General features: G+C 69.1%; 17 protein-coding genes and 1 pseudogene. 8 read left to right on the top strand and 10 right to left on the bottom strand.

The features are described 5' to 3' along the window. Positions 1-47: 47 nt before the first annotated feature. Entirely contained in the window at positions 48-1,274 is a 1,227-nt protein-coding gene (locus PZE19_RS05310) for a cation:proton antiporter (RefSeq protein ID WP_277859532.1), read from the bottom strand. 352 nt (positions 1,275-1,626) lie between these two features. On the opposite strand from PZE19_RS05310, the gene typA reads away from it, so the two are divergent. After that, the gene (typA, locus tag PZE19_RS05305; protein ID WP_277859531.1) at positions 1,627-3,453 is read left to right on the top strand and encodes a translational GTPase TypA; all 1,827 of its coding nucleotides are present in this window, start codon (positions 1,627-1,629) and stop codon (positions 3,451-3,453) included. Between the two features lie 10 nt (positions 3,454-3,463). Here typA and PZE19_RS05300 read toward each other — a convergent pair whose 3' ends face one another. The 8 genes from PZE19_RS05300 to PZE19_RS05265 all read right to left on the bottom strand — a co-directional run bounded on the left by PZE19_RS05300 (position 3,464) and on the right by PZE19_RS05265 (position 10,266). After that, positions 3,464-4,009 carry a DUF2721 domain-containing protein gene (locus PZE19_RS05300; protein ID WP_277859530.1) on the bottom strand — a complete coding sequence of 182 codons (546 nt, stop codon included), beginning with the start codon at positions 4,007-4,009 and terminating at the stop codon, positions 3,464-3,466. 11 nt (positions 4,010-4,020) lie between these two features. Next, complete coding sequence (locus PZE19_RS05295; protein ID WP_277859529.1) at positions 4,021-4,674, bottom strand: thermonuclease family protein; 654 nt, start codon at positions 4,672-4,674, stop codon at positions 4,021-4,023. Positions 4,675-4,709: 35 nt separating this feature from the next. Next, positions 4,710-5,555, bottom strand: a complete 846-nt coding sequence (locus PZE19_RS05290) for a sugar phosphate isomerase/epimerase family protein (RefSeq protein WP_277859528.1) — start codon at positions 5,553-5,555, stop codon at positions 4,710-4,712. A gap of 63 nt (positions 5,556-5,618) precedes the next feature. Next, on the bottom strand, positions 5,619-6,767 hold the full coding sequence (locus tag PZE19_RS05285) for a Gfo/Idh/MocA family protein (protein ID WP_277859527.1): 1,149 nt from the start codon (positions 6,765-6,767) through the stop codon (positions 5,619-5,621). Positions 6,768-6,813: 46 nt separating this feature from the next. Beyond that, positions 6,814-7,872 carry a sugar phosphate isomerase/epimerase family protein gene (locus PZE19_RS05280; RefSeq protein ID WP_277859526.1) on the bottom strand — a complete coding sequence of 353 codons (1,059 nt, stop codon included), beginning with the start codon at positions 7,870-7,872 and terminating at the stop codon, positions 6,814-6,816. 58 nt (positions 7,873-7,930) lie between these two features. Beyond that, positions 7,931-8,539: a hypothetical protein gene (locus tag PZE19_RS05275; RefSeq protein ID WP_277859525.1), complete on the bottom strand. Its 609-nt coding sequence runs from the start codon at positions 8,537-8,539 to the stop codon at positions 7,931-7,933. A 37-nt stretch (positions 8,540-8,576) separates the two neighbouring features. Continuing rightward, entirely contained in the window at positions 8,577-8,927 is a 351-nt protein-coding gene (locus tag PZE19_RS05270; protein WP_277859524.1) for a hypothetical protein, read from the bottom strand. Between the two features lie 103 nt (positions 8,928-9,030). Next, positions 9,031-10,266 (bottom strand): hypothetical protein, encoded by a 1,236-nt coding sequence (locus PZE19_RS05265; RefSeq protein ID WP_277859523.1) that lies wholly within the window; start codon positions 10,264-10,266, stop codon positions 9,031-9,033. A gap of 342 nt (positions 10,267-10,608) precedes the next feature. Here PZE19_RS05265 and PZE19_RS05260 point away from each other — a divergent pair, with 342 nt between their 5' ends. The 6 genes and pseudogenes from PZE19_RS05260 to PZE19_RS05235 all read left to right on the top strand — a co-directional run. Further along, positions 10,609-11,868 (top strand): GxGYxYP domain-containing protein, encoded by a 1,260-nt coding sequence (locus tag PZE19_RS05260; protein WP_277859522.1) that lies wholly within the window; start codon positions 10,609-10,611, stop codon positions 11,866-11,868. Positions 11,869-11,954: 86 nt separating this feature from the next. Next, a complete protein-coding gene (gene tnpA, locus PZE19_RS05255; RefSeq protein ID WP_277859521.1) occupies positions 11,955-12,320 on the top strand; it encodes an IS66 family insertion sequence element accessory protein TnpA in 366 nt (121 codons plus the stop codon). Further along, the gene (gene tnpB / locus PZE19_RS05250; RefSeq protein WP_277859520.1) at positions 12,317-12,667 is read left to right on the top strand and encodes an IS66 family insertion sequence element accessory protein TnpB; all 351 of its coding nucleotides are present in this window, start codon (positions 12,317-12,319) and stop codon (positions 12,665-12,667) included. The genes tnpA and tnpB overlap by 4 nt, the downstream gene beginning before the upstream one ends. Positions 12,668-12,721: 54 nt before the next feature. After that, positions 12,722-14,254: an IS66 family transposase gene (gene tnpC, locus PZE19_RS05245; RefSeq protein WP_277859519.1), complete on the top strand. Its 1,533-nt coding sequence runs from the start codon at positions 12,722-12,724 to the stop codon at positions 14,252-14,254. A gap of 97 nt (positions 14,255-14,351) precedes the next feature. Next, positions 14,352-14,927: a recombinase family protein gene (locus PZE19_RS05240; protein WP_277859518.1), complete on the top strand. Its 576-nt coding sequence runs from the start codon at positions 14,352-14,354 to the stop codon at positions 14,925-14,927. 61 nt (positions 14,928-14,988) lie between these two features. Then, a pseudogene (locus tag PZE19_RS05235) lies at positions 14,989-15,489 on the top strand (hypothetical protein); the annotation flags it as partial. A gap of 18 nt (positions 15,490-15,507) precedes the next feature. Here PZE19_RS05235 and PZE19_RS05230 read toward each other — a convergent pair. After that, a complete protein-coding gene (locus PZE19_RS05230; protein ID WP_277859517.1) occupies positions 15,508-16,506 on the bottom strand; it encodes a GDP-mannose 4,6-dehydratase in 999 nt (332 codons plus the stop codon). A gap of 253 nt (positions 16,507-16,759) precedes the next feature. Here PZE19_RS05230 and PZE19_RS05225 point away from each other — a divergent pair, with 253 nt between their 5' ends. Next, positions 16,760-20,206: an MFS transporter gene (locus tag PZE19_RS05225; protein WP_277859516.1), complete on the top strand. Its 3,447-nt coding sequence runs from the start codon at positions 16,760-16,762 to the stop codon at positions 20,204-20,206. The last annotated feature ends 46 nt before the right edge of the window (positions 20,207-20,252 follow it).

Raw genomic sequence — 20,252 nt, 5'->3', positions numbered from 1 at the left:
TACCCTCGCGGGGGGAAGGCGTCGATGGGGCCTTCGGAACGAGAGGTTCAGGCCTCGCTGACCAGCTCGCCGATGCCGTCGTCGTCTTCGATAGGCACGGCGTCGGGGACGCCGGGCGCGAGGGCCTTGAGGAGGGGCGGGGCGAGGAACGTGGTGACGATCACCATGAGCGTGACGCCGCCGAACTGGCCGCCGTTGAAGACGCCCTTCGCGAGGCCCATCTGGGCGAAGATCAGGCCGACCTCGCCGCGGGGGATCATGCCGACGCCGACGATCCGCTTGTCGCCGCGGAACCAGAACGGGGCGTAGCCGGCCGCCAGCTTGCCGACGACGCCGGTCACCGTCAGCATCACGCCCAGGCCGATGGCCGCCAGGGCCCCCGGTGTACGCGGGTCGAGCGCCGAGAGATCGACCGAGGCCCCGACCGCCACGAAGAACAACGGGACGAAGAAGTGACCGAGCGTGGTCACCCCGTGTTCGATCTCCTGGGCCTTGGCCGTACCGGCGATCAGGACGCCCGCCGCGAAGGCCCCGATGATCAGGGCCGAGCCCGACTTCTCGGCCAGCCAGGCCAGGCCGAGGGCCAGGATCAACGCCAGGATCGTCGGCGTCCCCGGGACGTCGATCCGGCTCGCGACGCGGATCACCCAGGGGAGGACCAGCTTCCCGACCAGCAGCACCCCGGCCAGGAACCCGAACGCCTTGAGCGTGGCCGTCGCCACGCCGGCGGCCGTGACCGCGCCGCCGTCGGCCAGGCCGCCCACGACCGTCAGGATGACCAGGCCCAGGATGTCGTCGATGACCGCCGCGCCCAGGATCACCTGCCCTTCCGGCGACTTGAGCCGGCCCAGGTCGGACAGCACTCGTGCGGTGATGCCCACGCTCGTCGCCGTCAACGTCGCCCCGGCCATGATCGAGACCACCTCGCCCAGCCCCATCAGGCGGCAGCCGACGTAGCCCAGCCCGAACGGCGCGGCGACTCCGACCACCGCCACGGCCGCCGAGGTCCCGCCCACCTTCATCATGGAGCCCAGGTCCGTCTCCAGCCCGATCGCCACGAGCAGGATCACGACGCCCAGCTCCGAGAGCATGTGGATCGTCTCGACGTGCGGGTCCACGAGTCCCAGCACCGAGCCCCCCACGACGATCCCGGCGATCAGCTCGCCCAGCACGGCCGGCTGGCCGATCCGCTCCGCCAGCGCGCCGGCGACCTTGGCCGCCGCGAGCATCACCACGAGCATCGCGAACAGCTGGGGGACTTCGAGATGTTCCATCAGACGACCCTTCGATCGAAAACGCATGGCGGATCAACGGCTTCGGGTCGCGACCGACGGCGTCGACGCCCGGACCTCCATGTTATCGGCGAGGAGCGTCGGGGGCATCGGGCAGGGCCCCTTCGCCGGCGTGATGGATGGTGAACATGCGCCTCGCGGCATTTTCCTTCTGGATCAAAACGGGGGTTTCTTCGTACCATTGTTAGACGCGGGGATGGGTTCGGATTGCTGGAGCGGCGGCGAAGGTCGGCCGGGAGGCCCCTCACGGGGCGGAACGGGGGCGTTCGGTCGTCCGCTGGTTTGGGATCGACCGCACAAACGCCACGATACCGGGACGCGAGCTAGGAACACGATGAAGAGACGGGACGACATCCGGAACGTGGCGATCATCGCCCACGTCGACCATGGCAAGACGACCCTCGTGGACTCGATGCTCCGCCAGTCCGGGCAGTATCGCGCCTCGCAGCTGACGGGCGAGCGCATCCTGGACTCCAACGACCTGGAGAAGGAGCGCGGGATCACCATCCTGGCGAAGAACATCGCCATCACGTACCACGACGTCAAAATCAACATCATCGACACGCCGGGCCACGCCGACTTCGGCGGCGAGGTCGAACGGACGCTCCAGATGGCCGACAGCGCGCTCGTGCTGGTCGACGCCTTCGAGGGGCCGATGCCCCAGACCAAGTTCGTTCTCCGCAAGGCGTTCGAGTGCCACATCCGGCCGATCGTCGTCATCAACAAGGTCGACCGTCCCGACGCCCGCCCTGAGGAGGTCCTCAACGAGATCTTCGACACCTTCGTCGAATTGGGCGCCAGCGACGAGCAGTCGGACTTCTCGTACATCTTCGCCTCCGGCCGGTCGGGCTTCGCCTCGAACGACCCCCGCGTCCACGAAGGCGACATGCGGCCTCTGTTCGACCTGATCGTCGACCAGGTCCCCGGGCCCGTCGTCGACCTCGACAAGCCGTTCTCGATGCTCTGCACGACGCTCGACTACTCCGAGTACGTCGGCCGGATCGCGATCGGCCGCATCATGACCGGCAAGGTCAAGCGCGGCCAGAAGGCCAACATGTGGAAGCGGGGCGACGTCGTCACCCCGGGGACGATCACCGGCGTGCTCCTGTTCGACAAGCTCGGACGGGTCGAGGTCGAGGAGGCCGAGGCGGGCGACATCGTGGCGATCGTCGGCCTGGCCACGATCGACATCGGCGACACGATCGCGTCCACCGAGGTCACCGAGCCCCTGCCGCGGATCGAGGTCGGCGAGCCGACCCTGAGCATGCTCTTCACGGTCAACGACTCGCCGCTGGCCGGCGAGGGCAAATACCTGACGAGCCGGCACATCAAGGAGCGTCTCGACCGCGAGCTGCAGTCGAACGTCGCGCTCCGGGTCGACCAGGCCGAGGACCTCGACGCCTTCATCGTCTCGGGTCGCGGCCTGCTGCACCTCTCGGTCCTGATCGAGACGATGCGACGCGAGGGCTACGAGCTGTCGGTCGGCAAGCCCGAGGTCATCATCAAGAAGATCGACGGCGTCGATCACGAGCCCTACGAGTTCCTGGTCGTCGACGTGCCCCACGGCCACATCGGCCCGGTCATGGAGATGGTCGGCTCGCGCCGGGGCGAGATGAGCAAGATGGACGTCAAGGGGGCCTACGCCCACCTGGAGTTCCTGATCCCGGCGCGAGGGCTGATCGGCCTCCGCAGCCGGCTGATCTCGGCCACCCAGGGCGAGGCGATCATGCACCACAACTATCACGACTACCGGCCGTTCAAGGGCGAGATCCCTTCGCGGGCCAACGGCGTGATGATCAGCATGGTCCGCGGCCAGGTCGTCGGCTTCGCCCTCGACAACCTCCAGCAGCGCGGCACGATGTTCGTCGCCCCCGGCGATCCCACCTACGAGGGGATGATCATCGCCGAGAACGCCCGGGCCGACGACATGGTGGTCAACCCCTGCAAGGAAAAGAAGCTGACCAACATGCGGGCCTCGGGCTCGGACAAGAACATCCTGCTCAAGCCCCCCCGCGACATCACGCTCGAAATCGCCCTCGAGTACATCGAGTCCGACGAGCTGGTCGAGATCACCCCCTCGCGGATCCGCCTCCGCAAGCGTTACCTCAGCGAGGAGAGCCGCAAGCGCTCCGAACGCAGCGGCAAGAAGGTCGGCGTCTGATCCGACCCGATCAACCGAGCTTCGCGACCGGCGGCTCCTCGCCCGAGGAAGCCGCCGGTTCGCATGCGCGCTGGTTCCGGAGCTTCCGGTAGAAGAGGATCTCCAGCCGGTTGTTCCGGAGCGCGATGTGCGCCTCGCGGATGAGCTGCACGCAGGCCGCGAGCATCAGGCCCACCCCCAGGATGGCGAGCGTCGTCGGCACGATCAGCAGCCAGCCCCCGAGCAACGTATTGAGCGCCAGGGTCAGGCTCGTGCCGACGTACATGGCCATCGCCAGGTAGAGCAGCGTCAGCGTGCGGCGGATCAGGTCGCTGCGGAGGATCATCCGGTCGAGCTGGACCGCGATGTGCTCCAGCCGGTCCTCGACGAAGTCCGTCGGCTTCACGCCCCGGCAGAGGTCGTCCCCTTCGAGGTTGAGCTGGCGGATGCGGTCGACGATCCGCGACATCCGGTTCGACGTCGAGATGATCAACGACCCCGTCGCCGTCATGAACAGCGCGGGGGTGATCATGGCCGAGAGCGTGGCGTACGAGTCCGTCAGCGAGGCGGCGGGCATGGGTCGGCCTCTCAGGGCCGAGGTGCGGCCGGCGCGGGGGCGGGGCCGTCGACGACGTTTCGCATCCGCTTGCGGAAGACGTGCGGCGGCTCGAACGGCATGGCGCCGGCCGACTTCGCCGCGGCCATGACCTCGGCGGCGAGCTGCGGCAGGCCGTTGTCGCCGTAGAACGTCACCGTCTCCTCAGCGAGCCTGGCCGTCACGATGAGGACCGAGTAGTTCTTGCCGTTGACGATCAGATAGCCCAGCGTCCGGCCGTAGGGATCGAGCGTCGCCGAGCGGACCAGGTCGATCTTCGTCGCCGTCGCGAAGGCACCCTGGGCGAAGGCCCGGGCCTCCAGGCCGAAGGACTGGTCGTAGGGGATCTTGTGGGCGTCGTGGCGGGTCTCGGGCGAGTCGATGCCCAGGATCCGGACCGTCTCCTCGTCGCCCGGCCAGTGGATGACGACCGTGTCGCCGTCGTCGACGGTCACGAGGGCCGGGTCGACGGCCAGGGGCTGGCCCTGGGGACGCGGCTGAGGCTTGGGCGGTGGGTTCTGCCCCTTCGCCGCGGCGGGCTGCTGCGCGGGGGCCTGCGGGTCGCCCGGCCAGGCCCCGAGAGCCCCGCCGAGGAAGACCATCATGGACGAGGCGGCGGCGAGACCTCGGGCGAAGCGCTGCGACATGGGCGGGCGATCCTCGATCGGGGATGAATCGGAGTTCAGGCGATGTTCTTCTTGATGAAGGCCAGGCCCTCGCGGCAGAGGCCCTCGGCGTCGGGGAACAGGGGCCGCCAGACGCGAGTCGCGGCGGCGAGCGCGGGCAGGGCCAGACCGAAGGCCTCGATCGTCAGGTAGCCGTCGTAATGCGTCTGCTTGAGGCCGTCGAAGAACGACTCCCAGGCCACCTGGCCCGTCCCGGGCGTGCCGCGGTCGTTCTCGGAGACGTGGACGTGGATCGTCTCCTCCTTGACCAGGCGGATGGCCGCGGCCTGGTCCTTCTCCTCGATGTTGGCGTGGAAGCTGTCGAACATCATCCGGCAGAACGGGTGGTCCACCGCGCGGATGAACTTGGCCGTCTGCTCGGCCGTGGTCAGGAAGTAGTTCTCGAAACGGTTCAGGGCCTCGACGGCCAGCCGGATGCCGCGGGCCTCGGCCTTCTCGGCGACCTGCTGCAGGGTCTCGACGCCGTACTGGAATTCCGACTCGGTCGGCCCCTTGCCGGAGAAGAGGCCGATCGTGGAATGGAGCGGCCCGCAGAGGATCTCGCAGCCGAAATGCTGGCCGCATTCCAGCACGCGGTCGAGATAGGTCACGGCCGCCGCCCGCGATCGGGGGTCGGCGGAGATCGGGTTGATCTCAGGCCCGCCCATCACCGTGACGGCCGTCGCGCCCAGGCCCAACGCCCGCAGCCGATCGCCCAGCCGCTTGTAGTCGCCCAGGTCGTCGGTCTTGAAGATCGGCACCTCGACCGCGTCGAAGCCGATGGCCTTGATCAGCTCCAGGACGCCGTCCTGGGCCTCGCTCACGTGGTCGGTCCAGAGCAGCAGGTTCATTCCGGTCTTCATGGCGACGGTCCCGAGGCCGAGGTTGGTGGAGAGGTTCGCAGGGCCGGCGTGCTTGCTGGGGGCTCAGACAGGGACGACCGCCTCCCACTTCTTGTGCTCGGCCGAGTCGAGCACGGCGTCGCACACGGCTTGCGTGGCCAGGGCGTCGCGGAACGTGGGCGCGGTCGACTCGCCCTTGGCGAGGTTCTCCAGGAAGTCGGCGACCTGATGCACGAACGTATGCTCATAACCGATCTGAAGGCCGGGCACCCACCAGTGCTTCATGTAGGGCTGGTCGCCGTCGGTGACGTGGATCGACCGCCAGCCGCGGAGGATGCCGTCGTCGCCGTGGTCGAAGTAGTCCAGCCGGTGCAGGTCTTGGAGGTCCCACTTGATCGAGGCCTTCTCGCCGTTGATCTCGAACGTGTACAGCGCCTTGTGGCCGCGGGCGTAGCGGGTGGACTCGAACAGGCCGAGAGAGCCGTTCTCGAACCGGCAGAGGAAGGCGCAGGCGTCGTCGATGCCGACCGGCTGGACCTTGCCCGTCTGGGTGTGCTTGCGCTCCTTGATGAACGTCTCGGTCATGGCCGAGATCGTCGAGATGTGGCCGTTGAGCCAGAGCGCGGTGTCGATGCAGTGGGCGAGCAGGTCGCCCGTGACGCCCGAGCCGGCGGCGGCGGCGTCGAGCCGCCAGAGCCCCGCGCCCCCCTGGGGGAGGTCGGTCGAGATCGTCCAGTCCTGGAGGAACTCGGCGCGGTAGTGGAAGATCCGCCCCAGCCGGCCCTCGTCGATGAGCTGCTTGGCCAGGGTCACGGCCGGGACGCGGCGGTAGTTGTACCAGACGGTGTTGATCACGCCGGCCTTCTCGACCGCGTCGACCATCGCCTGGCCCTGCACCAGGTCCATCGCCAGCGGCTTCTCGCAGAGGATGATCTTGCCGGCCTCGGCGGCGGCGATGGCGATCTCGGCGTGGGTGTTGTTGGGCGTGCAGATGTCGATCGCGTCGATGTCCTTGCGCTCGACCAGCTTCCGCCAGTCGGTCTCGACCGACTCGTAGCCCCAGTTGTCGGCGAACGCCTGCGCGGCGGCCTTGTCGCGGCCGCAGACGGCTTTCAGCACGGGCCGGTAGGCGACGTCGAAGAAGTCGTTGACCCGCTTGTAGGCGTTGGAGTGCGTCCGGCCCATGAAGCCGTAGCCGACGAGGCCGATGTTGAGCGCTTTCTTCTCGGACATGATCTCACCTGATGGGATGTGCGTAGGCGGTTGGGTTCGGCGGAGTTCACTCGGTCCAGCCGTGGGCGTCGCGGACCTGGATCATCGCGGCGAGGATGTCGTTCCAGGTCTGGGGCTTCATCATGACCTCGTTGGGGAACATGCAGCCGTCCCAGCAGATGTGCTTGAACGCCCTCGTCGGCCGGCCGGTCTGGTCGCGGAGCCAGAAGCCGGCGTGGTGGGGGATGTCGAGCTTGCCGTCGGGGTCGTTCGCCAGGCAGTGGCGGCCGGTGTGGTCGTGCGACCCCGAGCCGAAGACCGAGGCGTCGTTCTGGGCGACGTGGAAGTCGAGCGTCCAGGGCCGGAGCGCGTCGGTCAGCGTCTTCAGGGCCTCGTCGAGGACGTGCTTGTCCTTCCAGTCGTAGCCCTCGGGGAGGATCCGGTCCTCGGGGGCGTTCTCGCCCAGCGTGTAGAGGAGCGTATGGGCCATGTCGGCCTGGAAGCCCACCACGCCGGGCTCGTCCACGCGTTCGAGCAGGTCGAGCATCTTCCGCCACGAGTGCATGCCGCCCCAGCAGATCTCGCCCTCGGCGGCGAGCTTCTCGCCGTGGTCCTTGGCGATGGCGGCGGCCTGCTTGAAGGTCTCGGCGATCTTCTTCTGGTTCCCCTCGGGGTCGGCCGACCAGGCCTCGGGGCTGCACGCGGAGTCGAAGCGGACGACGCCGTAGGGCCGCACGCCCAGCTCGCGGAGCTTCCTGGCGATCCGGCAGCCCTTCTTGACCTGTTCCAGGAACTTCTTGCGACCCTCGCCCTCGTCCATCGCGGAGCCGCCGCCCGTCGGCGGCCAGACGGGCGCCACGACCGAGCCGATCGTCAGGCCGCGCCGAGAGGCCTTGTCGGCCAGCTCCTTGATCTGGTCGTCGGTCGAGTCGATGTCGACGTGAGGCGCGAACAGGAACAGGTCGAAGCCGTCGAACTTGACGCCGTCCACCGCGGCGGCCGCGGTCAGGTCGAGCATGACGTCGAGGTCGATGCTGGGGTCGCCGTCCTCGCCCCCCTTGCCGACCACTCCGGGCCAGGCGGCGTTGTGCAGCTTCGGGAAGTTGTGCGTATGGGTCGGGCTCATCGAATCCACCTCGCGCGTCGTTTCGTCGGGAGAGTCAGGGGATCGTCCGGGAGTCGGTTCACCATCGGGCGAACGGGTCGATGAGGGTCTCGCGCAGGAGCCGGTCGACGCTGCGGACCCGGCGGATGCCGAAGAAGCCGATCGGCCCCCGCACGAGGGTGTCGAGCCCCTCGAAATAGAGGTCGCCGGTGCCGTCGGAGTACTCGAAGCGGGTCGTGTCGGCGATCATGCCGGGGATCAGCGAGAAGGCGTCGAGGCCGCCGTCTTGGGCGTCGTAACGGCCGATGATGACCCGCTGGTCGGTCAGGGCGTAGACCGTCCGGGCGAGCGACCACCGCCGGGCCAGCCACGACCCGGCGCGTCGCGAGAGGTCGAGCGCGATCAGGCCGCCGATGATCGCCGGGGCCAGGCCGAAGGTCGTCAGCAGCGTCCAGGGGTCGACCGGGCCCTGGGGCATGATCCCCAGCATCGCGGCGAGCGACACGCCCGAAAGGGCGGTCAACGCGGCCACGAAGATCAACGGCATGGCGCGAATCCGCCGCATCCGAGGGAGCGCCGGGCGTTCGGTCCAGAGCAGGGTCTCTCCGGGTGAGAGTTCTCCCCTCACGCCGTCGCGCAGCGGATCTTCGTCGTCGTCCGGGTCGCTCCAGCCTCGGTCATCCATCACGGGGAAGCCCTCGGGACGGTCGCGGGGTCGTGCGGGTCTACACTTCGCCTTCGATCGAACTTTTGGGGGCGGAGGCCTTCGAGATCAGGTGGTCGATCTCGCGGCGGGCGACGGATGCCCGCGAGCCCGTCCGCAGCTGGTACTCCTTGACGGCCTCGGCGGTCTTGCCCAGGCGTATCAACGCCATGACCGATTCGGGGACGTGCTCGTCGTGGCCGATGCCGAGGTGCGTGAGGATCAGGTCGAGCTTGCGGTCGATGCGGTCGATCTGCCAGTCGACGTCGCCGCCGGTGGCCGCCCGCGAGAGGCTGAACATGATCAGGACCGCGAACAGGCCCCCGAGGACCAACAGCAGGACGATGGCGAACGCGGCCCAGTTCAAGACCATGCGGCGGACCTCGAAGCGTTGCGACGGCCGGGTCCGCCCGCTCGGCTCGCGGACGGACCCCGCAGAGGGGCATCCCGGAGTTCAAGCCCGGGACCTCGTCAGTTTAGCCGACCTTGAGGTAGTCGCCCACCTTCGGCAGGTCCGAATGCGCGTCGGGCCCGAAGTAGCGGAGGCTCACGAACGGCTCGCTGCCGGTGTTCTTGAACGTCACGCCCTCGCCGGCCCTCTTGTGGGTGACGAAGACCTCGTCCTTGGTCACCTCGCCGAAGCGGATGAAGTTGGGGCTGTCGACGTCGAGCTTGCCGATGTGGCCGCTCCCCTGCACCACGACCAGGCCGTAGGCGCCCGGGTCCTTGATCGTGACCGAGCGGCCCGGCAGGACGGTCAGCTCGCAGGCGCTGAAGACCTGCTTGCCGGCGACCGTGCCGTAGACGATCCACTTGTCGACGAACCCTTCCTGCTCCGAGCCGGTGCGGACGATCGGCTCCAGGTAGTGGTTGGCCTTGAACTCGGGGTCGACGTTCTGCTCCCAGTCGAGCTGCTCGACGAGGTAGTCGAGGTCCTGGTGGTACTCCTTGGGGACGTCCTTGACCAGCAGCTCCCAGGGGACGCGTCGGCCCTCGACGAGCGACTGGTACATGCCGAAGACGTCGGATCCCCACTGGGGCTCATAGGTGACGAGCGACCCGGGGGCGTGGAGCACGTCGGGCGGGACGAGCCAGCCGGTGCCGGGCTTCAGGCGGTACGCCTTCGACAGGTCGAGGATGCCGTTGTCGCCCTTGTTCCAGTCCTCCAGGCAGCGGCGGACCTGCTCCTTCGTGGTGCCCGGCTCCAGGCCCATGAAGGTGTAGGGGAAGTTGTTGCCGGTCCAGTTGAGCTGGGGGGGGAAGTAGTAGCTCTCGGGCTTCCCCTCCAGGCCGATCTTCTCGGCCTGCTCCTGGCTCTGGTGCATGTGGTGGGGGATCGGGCCGAGGTTGTCGAAGAACTTGCTGTAGACCGGCCACCGCTTGTACTTGGCGTTGAGCGCCGGGCCGATCAACTCGTCGGCGTGGGCCCCCACGGCGTCGCGGAGCGTGAATTTGGCGCCGTCGTGGACGACGTAGCTCAGGCCCTCGTCGGGCGGGGCGCCCTCGTTCGCGGCGGGCGTGGTCGAGGAGAACCAGCGCTCGTCGATGCCGCCGCGGTGGGTGCCGAGGGCGTAGAGGTCCTCGCGCGACAGCTTCAGCCGGGCGCCCGGCATCAGGAAGGAACGGGGCACCCAGGTCGGGGCCAGCCTCAGGATCCCCTCGCCCGCGTCGAGGGCCGCGCGCGTCCGCGCCGCCACGTTCTGATCGCTCATCCAACCCTCTCTCGTCTCTGAGGCCGTCGGACGCCCCTGCGCCGAGGCCGATCCACCCCAAGCAACCGACGCCGCGCGACACCCGCGACCGCCGTGGTCTCTCGCACGACGAGGCCGAATCGGTTGTAAGTCCTCCCGCCTCGCGACGCAAGCGCCGAGAGTCGCCCGGCGGCGATTCGACGCCCCGTCGGGACGGTCCCGCGACATGGGCCGACCGTCGGGCCGACTGATGGCCGGGCCCCACGCCAGGAGCTCGTCCCTTGACAGGCCCGGGCCGTCGGGCGAGGATCCGCGGACCACGCCTTGACGCAGGCTCCTCCCCCCGCCCCGCGAGCCCCCGCCATGATGAACTCCCGCCGCGCCCACCGTTTCTTCGCCGTGGCCCTGGCTTCGATCGCCTCCGCCGGGACGATCGCCCGCGCCGAGGGGCCCGCGATCATCACCCACACCCTCGCCGCCCGGGGGGACGCCGCCTCGTACGACGAGGCGATGGCGGCGGCGACGCTCCAGGGGATCATCAACCGAGATTCGCCCCGCGTCTACATCCGGTCGAACGCCAACAAGCGTCCCGACTACTGGCTCGAAATCCTCCGCCGCCCGGGAGGATGGCTCGAAGTCCGCGGGGCGCCGACTCCGGTCGACCTCGACGCCCTGGTCGAGCTGGCGCGCGAGCATCTCCGCGGGGCCGTGATCTGGGATCCGGCCGTCCCGGCGACCGTGAACGTCGCCACGACCGTCGCGGGCGTCGAGGACGCGGTGGTCCTCAGCCCCGAGCTGGCCGAGTCGCGTTTGAAGGCCTGGAAGCTCCCCATCCTCATCGACCTTCGCAATCGATTCGACGGCAAAGAGACCGGCAGCAAGAAGAACGACGCCTACCGGTGGGCCGTACGCGAATATCTCGACAAGGGTCGCTGCTCCTCGCATCGCCTGCTTCTGAACGAGGACGCCGCCACGCTGCGGGCCGTCGGCGGTCTCGGCGACGTCGTCACCCGCGACTGGGCGGTCAAGAATCGGTCGTTCGTCTTCGACCTCTCCCCCTGGGGCGACGAGGTCCCCGGCGACGACCCGGGCCAGCGGCTCGGGCTCGACCTGGAAACCTACCGGCTGATCCTGGATTCGGTCGCCCGGCATGCGGCCGGCCGCGAGCTGACCGAGTTGGCCGGCTTCTTCTCGTTCGCCAAGTACGCCGCCGTCCCCGGCCACGCCAGCCGGCACGACCCCGTCCCGACCGAGTGGGAGACGGTGCGGCTGATCTCGCCGTTCGGCTGCTACCAGAACACGGTCACCGGCGACAGCTTCAACCAGTCGTTCCACAGTCAGGCCCCGCGGAAGCCGCTGGCCCAGCGCCGCCCGCCCGTCCGGCGCGGGCCCGGCGACACGACGTACATCGCGATGTTCATGGCCGATTACGACTCGACGATGCCGCTCTACGAGATCCTGCCGCCGAAGTGGGACTCCCCGGCGCGGGGCAAGCTGCCGCTGGCCTGGGGGATCAACCCGAACCTGGTCGAGTCGTACCCCGACCTCATCGCCCATTATTACGCGACCGCCTCGCCCAACGACCTGTTCACGGCCGACGCCAGCGCGGCCGGTTATTTGTAAGCGTCCGCTGAACCACGTCTGGAAAGTCGCCTGATTCGCGGCGACGATCTCCTCGGCGGGGCGACCACCCGCCCGGGGAGCCCACCATGCCGCTTCGCTACGCCGATCCTATCCCCTGGCGCCAGGTCTTCGACGACCAGCGTCGCAGCGGCCTCACCCAGGCCGAGTTCTGCCGCCGCCTCGGCCTCCCCCTCCACGCCTTCCGCAAGCGCCTCTACGCCCGACCCTCCCCCTCCCTCGCGCCCGAGCCCACCGCCGCCGCCCCGAGCCCGACCGATCGGCCTCGCCTCGTCCCCGTCACCCTGGTCGCCGACCCGGTCGCCCCCGAGTCCGCCCCGACCGCCGACGCCCTGGTCCTGATCCTCGACGGCCGCCGCCGGATTGCCGTCGCCCCCGGCTTCGACGCCGAGACCCTCCGACGCCTCGTGGACGCGATCGAGGGCCGCCCATGATCGGCCTGCCTTCGACCCTCCGCGTCTACGTCGCCGCCGCCCCGGTCGACCTCAGGAAGAGCTATGACGGCCTGGCGCAGGTCGCCCGCGACGCCCTCGGCCAGGACCCGACCTCGGGGCATCTGCTCGTCTTCGCCAACCGTCGCCGCGACCGGATCAAGATCCTGTATTGGGACAGGGACGGCTTCGCCCTCTGGATGAAGAGGCTCGAGGTCGGCACCTTCCGCTGGCCCGATCCCGCCGCCGCGGGGATCGAGTGGACCCCCGCCGAGCTCGCCGCCATGCTCGGCGGGATCGACCTGAAGGCCGCCCGGCGGCGGCCGCGATATTCCCTCGCCACGCCCTGAAAGCCTCGCGGTGTTGCGCCAACGCGCGATCATGCGTCGTCGTATAATAGGGTGATGCGAACCGACGACGTCTCGCTCCCCGACGACCTGGCCGCCGCCCACCTCCAGCTCCGCGAGCAGGCCGAGACCCTGCGTCGGCAGGGCCTGCTCATCAGCAAGCTCCAGCACCAGCTCGAGCGACTCCTCCGGCAGAAGTTCGGCAGGAAGGGCGAGCGGGTCGACCCCGCCCAGTTGCTCCTCTTCGCCGCCGACGTCGTCGAGGTCCCCGCCCCGGGGCCGACCGCCGAGGTGGAGGCCGACACGCCCCCGGCGAACCCCCGCGGCGGCGGCCGCAAGCCGCTGTCGGCGAGCCTGCCCCGCAAGCGGATCGTCCACGACGTCCCCCTCGAAGACCGCGCCTGCCCCGAATGCGGGGCCGAACGCCGCAGGATCGGCGAGGAGGCCCGCGAGCAGCTCGAGTACATCCCCGCCAGCCTCGTGGTCCTGGAGCATGTCCGTCCCAAATATGCCTGCAAGGATTGCCAGGCCCACGTCGCGATCGCCGAGCGGCTCCCCGAGCCGATCGAGAAGGGGCTGCCCGGCGCCGGCCTGCTGGCCCACGTCGCGGTCAGCAAGTTCGCCGACTACCTGCCGCTGTATCGCCTCGAGGGGATCTTCCGGCGGAATGGCGTCGCGCTGGCCCGCTCGACGATGTGCGACTGGATGGCCGCCTGCGCCGGACTCCTCGAGCCGATCGTCAAGGCGATGGCCCGCCGGGTCCTGACCTCGGCGGTCATCGGCACCGACGACACGCCGGTGACGGTCCAGGACCACGACGGCAAGGGGTCCAAGACCGGCCGGCTCTGGGCCTACCTCGGCGACCGCGACAACCCGTTCGTCGTCTATGATTACACCCCGGACCGGGGCCGCGCCGGCCCCGAGCGGTTCCTCGAGGGCTACCGGTCGGGCTATCTCCAATCCGACGCCTACGCCGGCTACGACGGCCTGCACAAGCGCGGCCTGGTGGAGGTGGGCTGCTGGGCCCACGCGCGGCGGAAGTTCCACGAAGCTCGCACCAGCGACCCGGACCGATCGCACGCGGCGATCGCGCGGATCGGCCGCCTCTACGCGGTCGAACGCGAGGCCCGGGACGGCGGGTGGGGCGATGTCCGACTGATGGCGGCCCGGAGCGAGCGGTCGCGGCCGGTTCTGGAGTCGCTGTGGGCGTGGCTGGATCACGAGGCGATGAAGGTGATGCCGAAGAGCCCCATCGGCGAGGCGATCGCCTACGCCCGGTCGAACAGGGTCGCCCTGACGCGGTATCTCGAGTCTCCGCACCTGTCGATCGACAACAACGCGACGGAGAACGCGATCCGGCCGATCGCCCTGGGACGGAAGAACTGGCTGCACCTGGGCAGCGACCGAGGCGGGCGCACGGCGGCGACGCTTCTGAGCCTGGTGCAGAGTTGCAAGGCCCTGGGCAACGAGCCGTTCGCCTACCTGCGGGACGTGCTCGACCGGGTGAGCACGCACCCGGCCAGCCGGATCGAAGACCTCCTACCGGATCGCCGGGTGTTGCCGTGGCCGTCGGGCGGCCGAAAGGGATAGATAATGGTCACCCCGCCGGCGGCTCTTCGCGACGCGGTGAAACGAGGGGTTTGACCGTCCCGGCCCGGCGGGGTTTTTGGCCAGCGAGGGCCAGCCCATGCGTGCCGGACTTTACGCCCGCGTCTCGACCCACGATCAGCAGACCCTCGGCCTCCAATCCGAGGCGATGGCGACTTACATCGAGAATCGTGGCTGGGTCGCCGCGACACAAATCGAGGACGTCGGCTCGGGGTCGAAGGAGCGTCCGGGGCGGAAGTCTCTCTTGATGGCGGCACGTCGCCGCGAGGTCGACGTGATCGTGGTCTGGCGTCTCGACCGCTGGGGCCGGTCGGTGGCCGACTTGATGACCACGCTCCGGGATCTGACCGAGCTGGGCATCGGCTTCGTGTCGCTGACCGAGGCCCTCGACCTGACGACCTCAGCGGGCCGAGCGACGGCGGGGATGCTGGCGATCTTCGCCGAGTTCGAACGGGAGATCCTGCGAGAGAGGGTCCGGGCAGGGATCGCCCAGGCCCGCAAGGAAGGCCGACGGCACGGCCGGCCCCGGACGGCGTCGCTGAAGTCCGAGGAGGTTCTCCGACTCAAGGCCGAGCGGGTGAGCCACTCCGAGATCGCGCGACGAGTGGGGATCGGCCGGTCCTCGGTGCGACGAATCCTGGAGGAGGCGGGCTGAACGAGCCGGATGGGGTAGAGATCGCAGGTCGCGTCAAGAGTGTGGACGACCGGACGCTTACGGTTATTTCAATCCGAACCTGGTCCCGGAATCGAGCCTGCCCCTGTTCGTCGGGCACAACCGCAAGTTCTTCCGCGAGGCCGACATGACGATCGCGCCCTTGATCCTCGACTGGGACCAGCCGACGGCCGCGGTCAAGGACGCCTTCCATGCGTTCGCCCCCGACGGCTACGCCACGATCGTGATGGACCTGCACGGCCAGGGCGGGAAGCCGCCGAAGACCCATCTCTGGAAAGGCATGCCCGTCACGGAATTGATCAGCGAGCCCTGGGATTTCACCCAGTCCGAGGCGGCGGCCGAACTGATCCACGGCCGGATCGCGAAGCGGCCGGCGGGCGAGCCCGCCTTCCTGCTGTATCGCATCGTCTGGATGTCGCCCGACGACGTCGTCCGCGCGTTCGACGCGCTGCGGGCGAAGCATCCCGAGGACCGGTTCGAGCTGGTCGACGTCCAGTCGTTCTTCGGCCTTCTCCGAGAGGACCTGGAGCGTCGGGCCCGCTGAGGCGACCGCACGGGCCGGTCAGCCCGCGATCGGCTCGGGCCGCGTCGGGGCGGTCGGGGCGTCGCGGAAGAAATCGATCACGCCGCCGAGGATCTGGTCGAGCGACTTGCGGGGCTGATATCCGATGAGCGCGTGGATCTTGGAAAGGTCCGGGACGCGCCGAGGCATGTCTTCGAAGCCGTCGCCGTAGGCCTGCTCGTAGGGGATGTGGACGATCTCCGAGGTCGAGTCGGTGAGGGTCCGCACGCGTTCCGCGAGTTGGCGGATGGTGACCTCCTCCGTCGAGCCGATGTTGTAGACCTCGCCGACGGCGCCGGGGTGGTCCATCAAGCCGACGAGCGCGGCGATGACGTCGCTGACGTCGGTGAAGCAGCGCGACTGGGCGCCGTCGCCGTAGATGGTGATCGGTCGGCCGGTCAGGGCCTGCTTGACGAACGTCGGCACGACCATGCCGTACTGGCCCGTCTGGCGGGGGCCGACGGTGTTGAACAGCCGGACCAAAACCGTCGGCAGCTTGCGCTCGCGCCAGTAGGCCAGGGCGAGGAACTCGTCGATGGCCTTCGAGCAGGCGTAGCTCCAGCGCCCCTTGCTGGTCGCGCCGAGCACGAGGTTGCCGTCCTCGCGGAACGGGACGTCCTCGCTCAGGCCGTAGACTTCCGAGGTCGACGCCAGCAGGACCTTCTTCTTCTTCTTGTTGGCGGCGGCGAGCACGACCTCGGCGCCGTGGACGTTGGTCTCGATCGTCCGCACGGGGCTCTCGACGATCAACTTGACGCCGACGGCCGCCGCGAGGTGGAAGACGACGTCGCACTGGTCGACGAGTTCCGCCACGGTCGAGGCGTGGTGTACGCTTTCGATGACGTAGTGGAACTTCGGCCGCGCGCGGAGGTGGCGGATGTTGTCGATGCTTCCCGTCGAGAGGTCGTCGAGGATGAAGACCTCGTCGCCCCGATCCAGGTAGGCGTCGGCCAGATGCGAGCCGATGAAGCCGGCGCCCCCGGTGATGAGCACGCGCATGGAAACCCGATCCCCTTTCGACCCGACCGTCCGGCGTCGGGCCCGTTCTCGACCGACGCGACAGCCTCCAGCGTATCGCCCGGCCGGCCGCGAAGGAACCCGGCCGCCCGTCGGCCGGGCCGGAAATCCCGGCGTCGCCTGTCCCTGAAGACTCGGACTTGATCATAATCCGGGCGTGGGTCATCCTCCGGGCTCCGAGGGCTTCGGAGCCGTCCCGCCCTCCTTGATGAACAATGGACCAGGAGCCGGGCCGATGGCCGACGTCGCGAGCATGCAGGGACTCCAAGAGGGATCGGCGGCGCCCGCGGGCCTCCGCGCGATCCGGGGGCTGCTGGCGACGCAGTTCCTGGGGGCCTTCAACGACAACGCCTGGAAGCAGTTCGTCATCCTCCTGGCGGTGGCCGCGGCCGCGACGGAGAGCCAGGGCCAGAGCCGGACGGCGATCGCCCAGATCGTGCTCATGGTCCCGCTCCTATTCGTCTCGCTGCCGGCCGGCGTGCTCGCCGACCGCGTCGGCAAGAAGTCGATTATCGTCTGGATGAAGATCGCCGAGCTCGGCCTGATGCTCCTGGGGACGTTCTTCCTCATGGTCCACCCGGCGGGCGGCTGGCCCGTCCTGCTCGTCCTGGGGCTGCTCGGCGTCCAGGCCGCGCTCTACAGCCCGGCGAAGTACGGGATCCTTCCCGAGATCCTCTCGCGCGGTGAGCTTTCCCGCGGCAACGGGCTGCTGGAGATGTTCACGAACGTCGCCATCATCGCCGGAACCGTCGCCGCCGGGCCGCTGTTCGAGGTCACCCGGAAGCAGCCGTGGTTCGCCGGCCTGCCGCTGGCGATCCTCTCGGCGATCGGCCTGCTCGCCGCGATGCGGATCCCCACGGTCGCCCCGGCGCGGAGCGCCGGCGGCCTCGCGGAGACCCTTCGCATGGCCTATGACGCGATCCGCGCCGACCGCGTGCTGCGGCTGGCCGTCGTCGGCCAGGTGATCGTCTGGAGCATCGCCAGCCTGATCCCGGCCCCGGTCCTGCCTTATGCGAAGGTCGTCCTGCACCTCGACGCCTGGCTGGCGACGCTGCCGCTGGGGGCCCTGGGGATCGGCATCGGAATCGGCTGCTACCTGGCCGGCAGGCTGTCGGGGGCGCAGGTCGAGTACGGGCTGCTGCCGCTGGGGGCGCTCGGGATGTCGCTCTCGGCGCTGACGTTCGCGGCCTGGGGACCCGGGCTGTACGGCACAATCCTGCTGATGGGGCTGCTCGGCTTCTTCGCGGGGTTCTTGCTCGTCCCCTTGAACGCGCTGATCCAGTGGCGGTCGCCGGCGGATCGGCGGGGCGCCGTGATCGCGGCCACGAACGTGCTCGTCTACGCGGGGATGCTCGCCGGCTCGGTGTTGGCCCTAGTGCTCGCCTGGGCGGAGGTCTCGGGACGGGGCGTCTTCCTGATGATCGGGCTCGGGCTGGCCGTCGGGTATCTGTGGGCGATGACGCTCGTGCCCGAGGCATTCTTCCGCTTCGTCTTCCTGAGCATGGGCGCCACGATCTACCGCATCCGGTTCGTGGGCCGGGAGAACGTGCCCAAGGAGGGCCAGGCGCTACTGGTCCCGAACCACGTCTCGTTCGTCGACGGCCTGTTCATCATGGCGCTGTCGGACCGGCCGGTGCGGTTCGTCATCTTCTCCGAGTTCTTCGATAAACCGATCCTGGGCCGGTTGCTCAGGGCCATGCGGGCGATCCCGATCTCGGCGTCGGGAGGCCCGCGGTTGATCTTGCAAGCCTTCCGCGAGGCCGGCCGGGCGCTCGACGCCGGGGAGTTGGTCTGCATCTTCCCCGAGGGCCAGCTCACGCGCACGGGCCTGATCGGCCCATTCCAGCGCGGCTTGCAGCGGATCGTCAAGAACCGGACGACGCCCATCATCCCGATCCACCTCGACCGGCTGTACGAGAGCGTCTTCGCGCCCGTGAGCGGCCGGCGGCTGCCGGGGCGGATCCCCTTGCCCGTCACGGTCTCGATCGGCGCCCCCCTTCCCCCGACGGCCTCGCTGTTCGAGATGCGTCAGGCGATCCGCGACCTCGACAACGCCGCCTGGACCTATCGCAAGAACGACTCGCGCCCCCTGCATCACGGTTTCATCCGCGAGGCCCGTCGCCACCCTCGGCGGCACGCCCTGATGGACCTCCAGAAGCCGCCCCTGTCCTACAGCCGCACGCTGGCCGGGGCGCTGGCGATCGCCCGACAGTTGCGGCCGCACTGGGACGGCGAGACGAACGTCGGCGTGATGCTGCCGGCGAGCTTGGGCGCGGCGGTGATCAACATCGGGGCCGCCCTCGCGGGCAAGGCGGTCGTCAACCTGAACTTCACGGCCGGTCGCGCGGGGATGGAGTCGGCCGCGAGGCAGGCGGGGCTGAAAACCCTGATCACCAGCCGCCAGTTCCTCGCGAAGGCCAAGCTCGAAGCTCCCGGCGGGCTCAGGCTGATCTACGCCGAGGATGAGATGGCGAAGATCACCCGGAGCGACAAGCTGAAGGCCCTGGCCCTGGCCCTGTTCGCCCCGATCAAGACGTTGGAACGCTACGCCGGGGCGACCAGGCCCGTGTCGCTCGACGACGTGGCGACGATCATCTTCAGCAGCGGCAGCACGGGCGAGCCCAAGGGCGTGGTGCTCACGCATTTCAACGTCATCTCGGACATCGAGGCGATCCGCCGGATGTACCGGGTGCTGCCGCACGACCGCCTGGCCTCGATCCTGCCGTTCTTCCACTCGTTCGGCTACATGATGTTCTGGTTCGCCAAGACGAGCGGCATGGGGTCGGCCTTCCACCCCTCGCCGCTAGACGCGATCTCGGTGGGCCAGCTCGTGGAACGTTTCTCGGTGACGGTCCTGATGGCGACTCCGACGTTCCTGCACCTCTACATCCGGCGCTGCACGCCGTCGCAATTCGGGTCGCTGCGGCTCGTCCTCGCCGGCGCCGAGCGATTGCCGGACTCGCTGCTGGCGGCCTTCGAGGATGCATTCGGCATCCGGCCGATGGAAGGCTACGGGGTCACCGAGTGCTCGCCGGTGGTCGCGGTCAACGCGTTCGACTTCCGGGCCCCGCGGTTCTTCCAGCCCGGGGCGCGGCGCGGCTACGTGGGCCAGCCGGTCCCGGGCGTGGCGGTCCGGATCGTCTCGGCGACCACCCGCGACACGATGGGCCCGAACGAGGAGGGCCTCGTCTACGTCAAGGGCCCGAACGTCATGCAGGGCTATCTCGGTCGCGAAGACCTGACGGCCAAGGCCTTCGTCGACGGCTGGTACAACACCGGCGACCTGGGTTTGTTGAGCGACGACGGCTTCCTCAAGATCACGGGCCGGCTCTCGCGGTTCTCGAAGATCGGCGGCGAGATGGTCCCCCACGGCCGCGTCGAGGAGGCCCTGCAAGAGGCGGTCAAGGCGGACACCCAGCAGTTCGCCGTGACCTCGGTCGGCGACCCCAAGAAGGGCGAGAAGCTCGCCGTCCTGACCACCCTGGACGACGCCAAGGTCGACGCGGCCCTGGGAAGGCTCGTCGAGATGGGCCTGCCCAACCTCTTCATCCCGCGCCGCGACCACGTCTTCAAGGTCCCGTCGATCCCCATGCTGGGCAGCGGCAAGCTTGATCTCCGGGCCGTCCACAAGCTGGCCGAGGAGTCGCTCGCGGCCCACGAACCCGCCGCCTCCCGCGCCTGAGTGCGTGCGGCCATCCAATTTATGTGATTCTCGCGAAAATGCGAAG

It is taken from the genome of Paludisphaera mucosa (genome assembly GCF_029589435.1).
Classification (GTDB): Bacteria; Planctomycetota; Planctomycetia; order Isosphaerales; family Isosphaeraceae; genus Paludisphaera; species Paludisphaera mucosa.
Note: the sequence above shows the minus strand (reverse complement) of the source record. Positions and strands in the feature narration are given on the sequence as shown.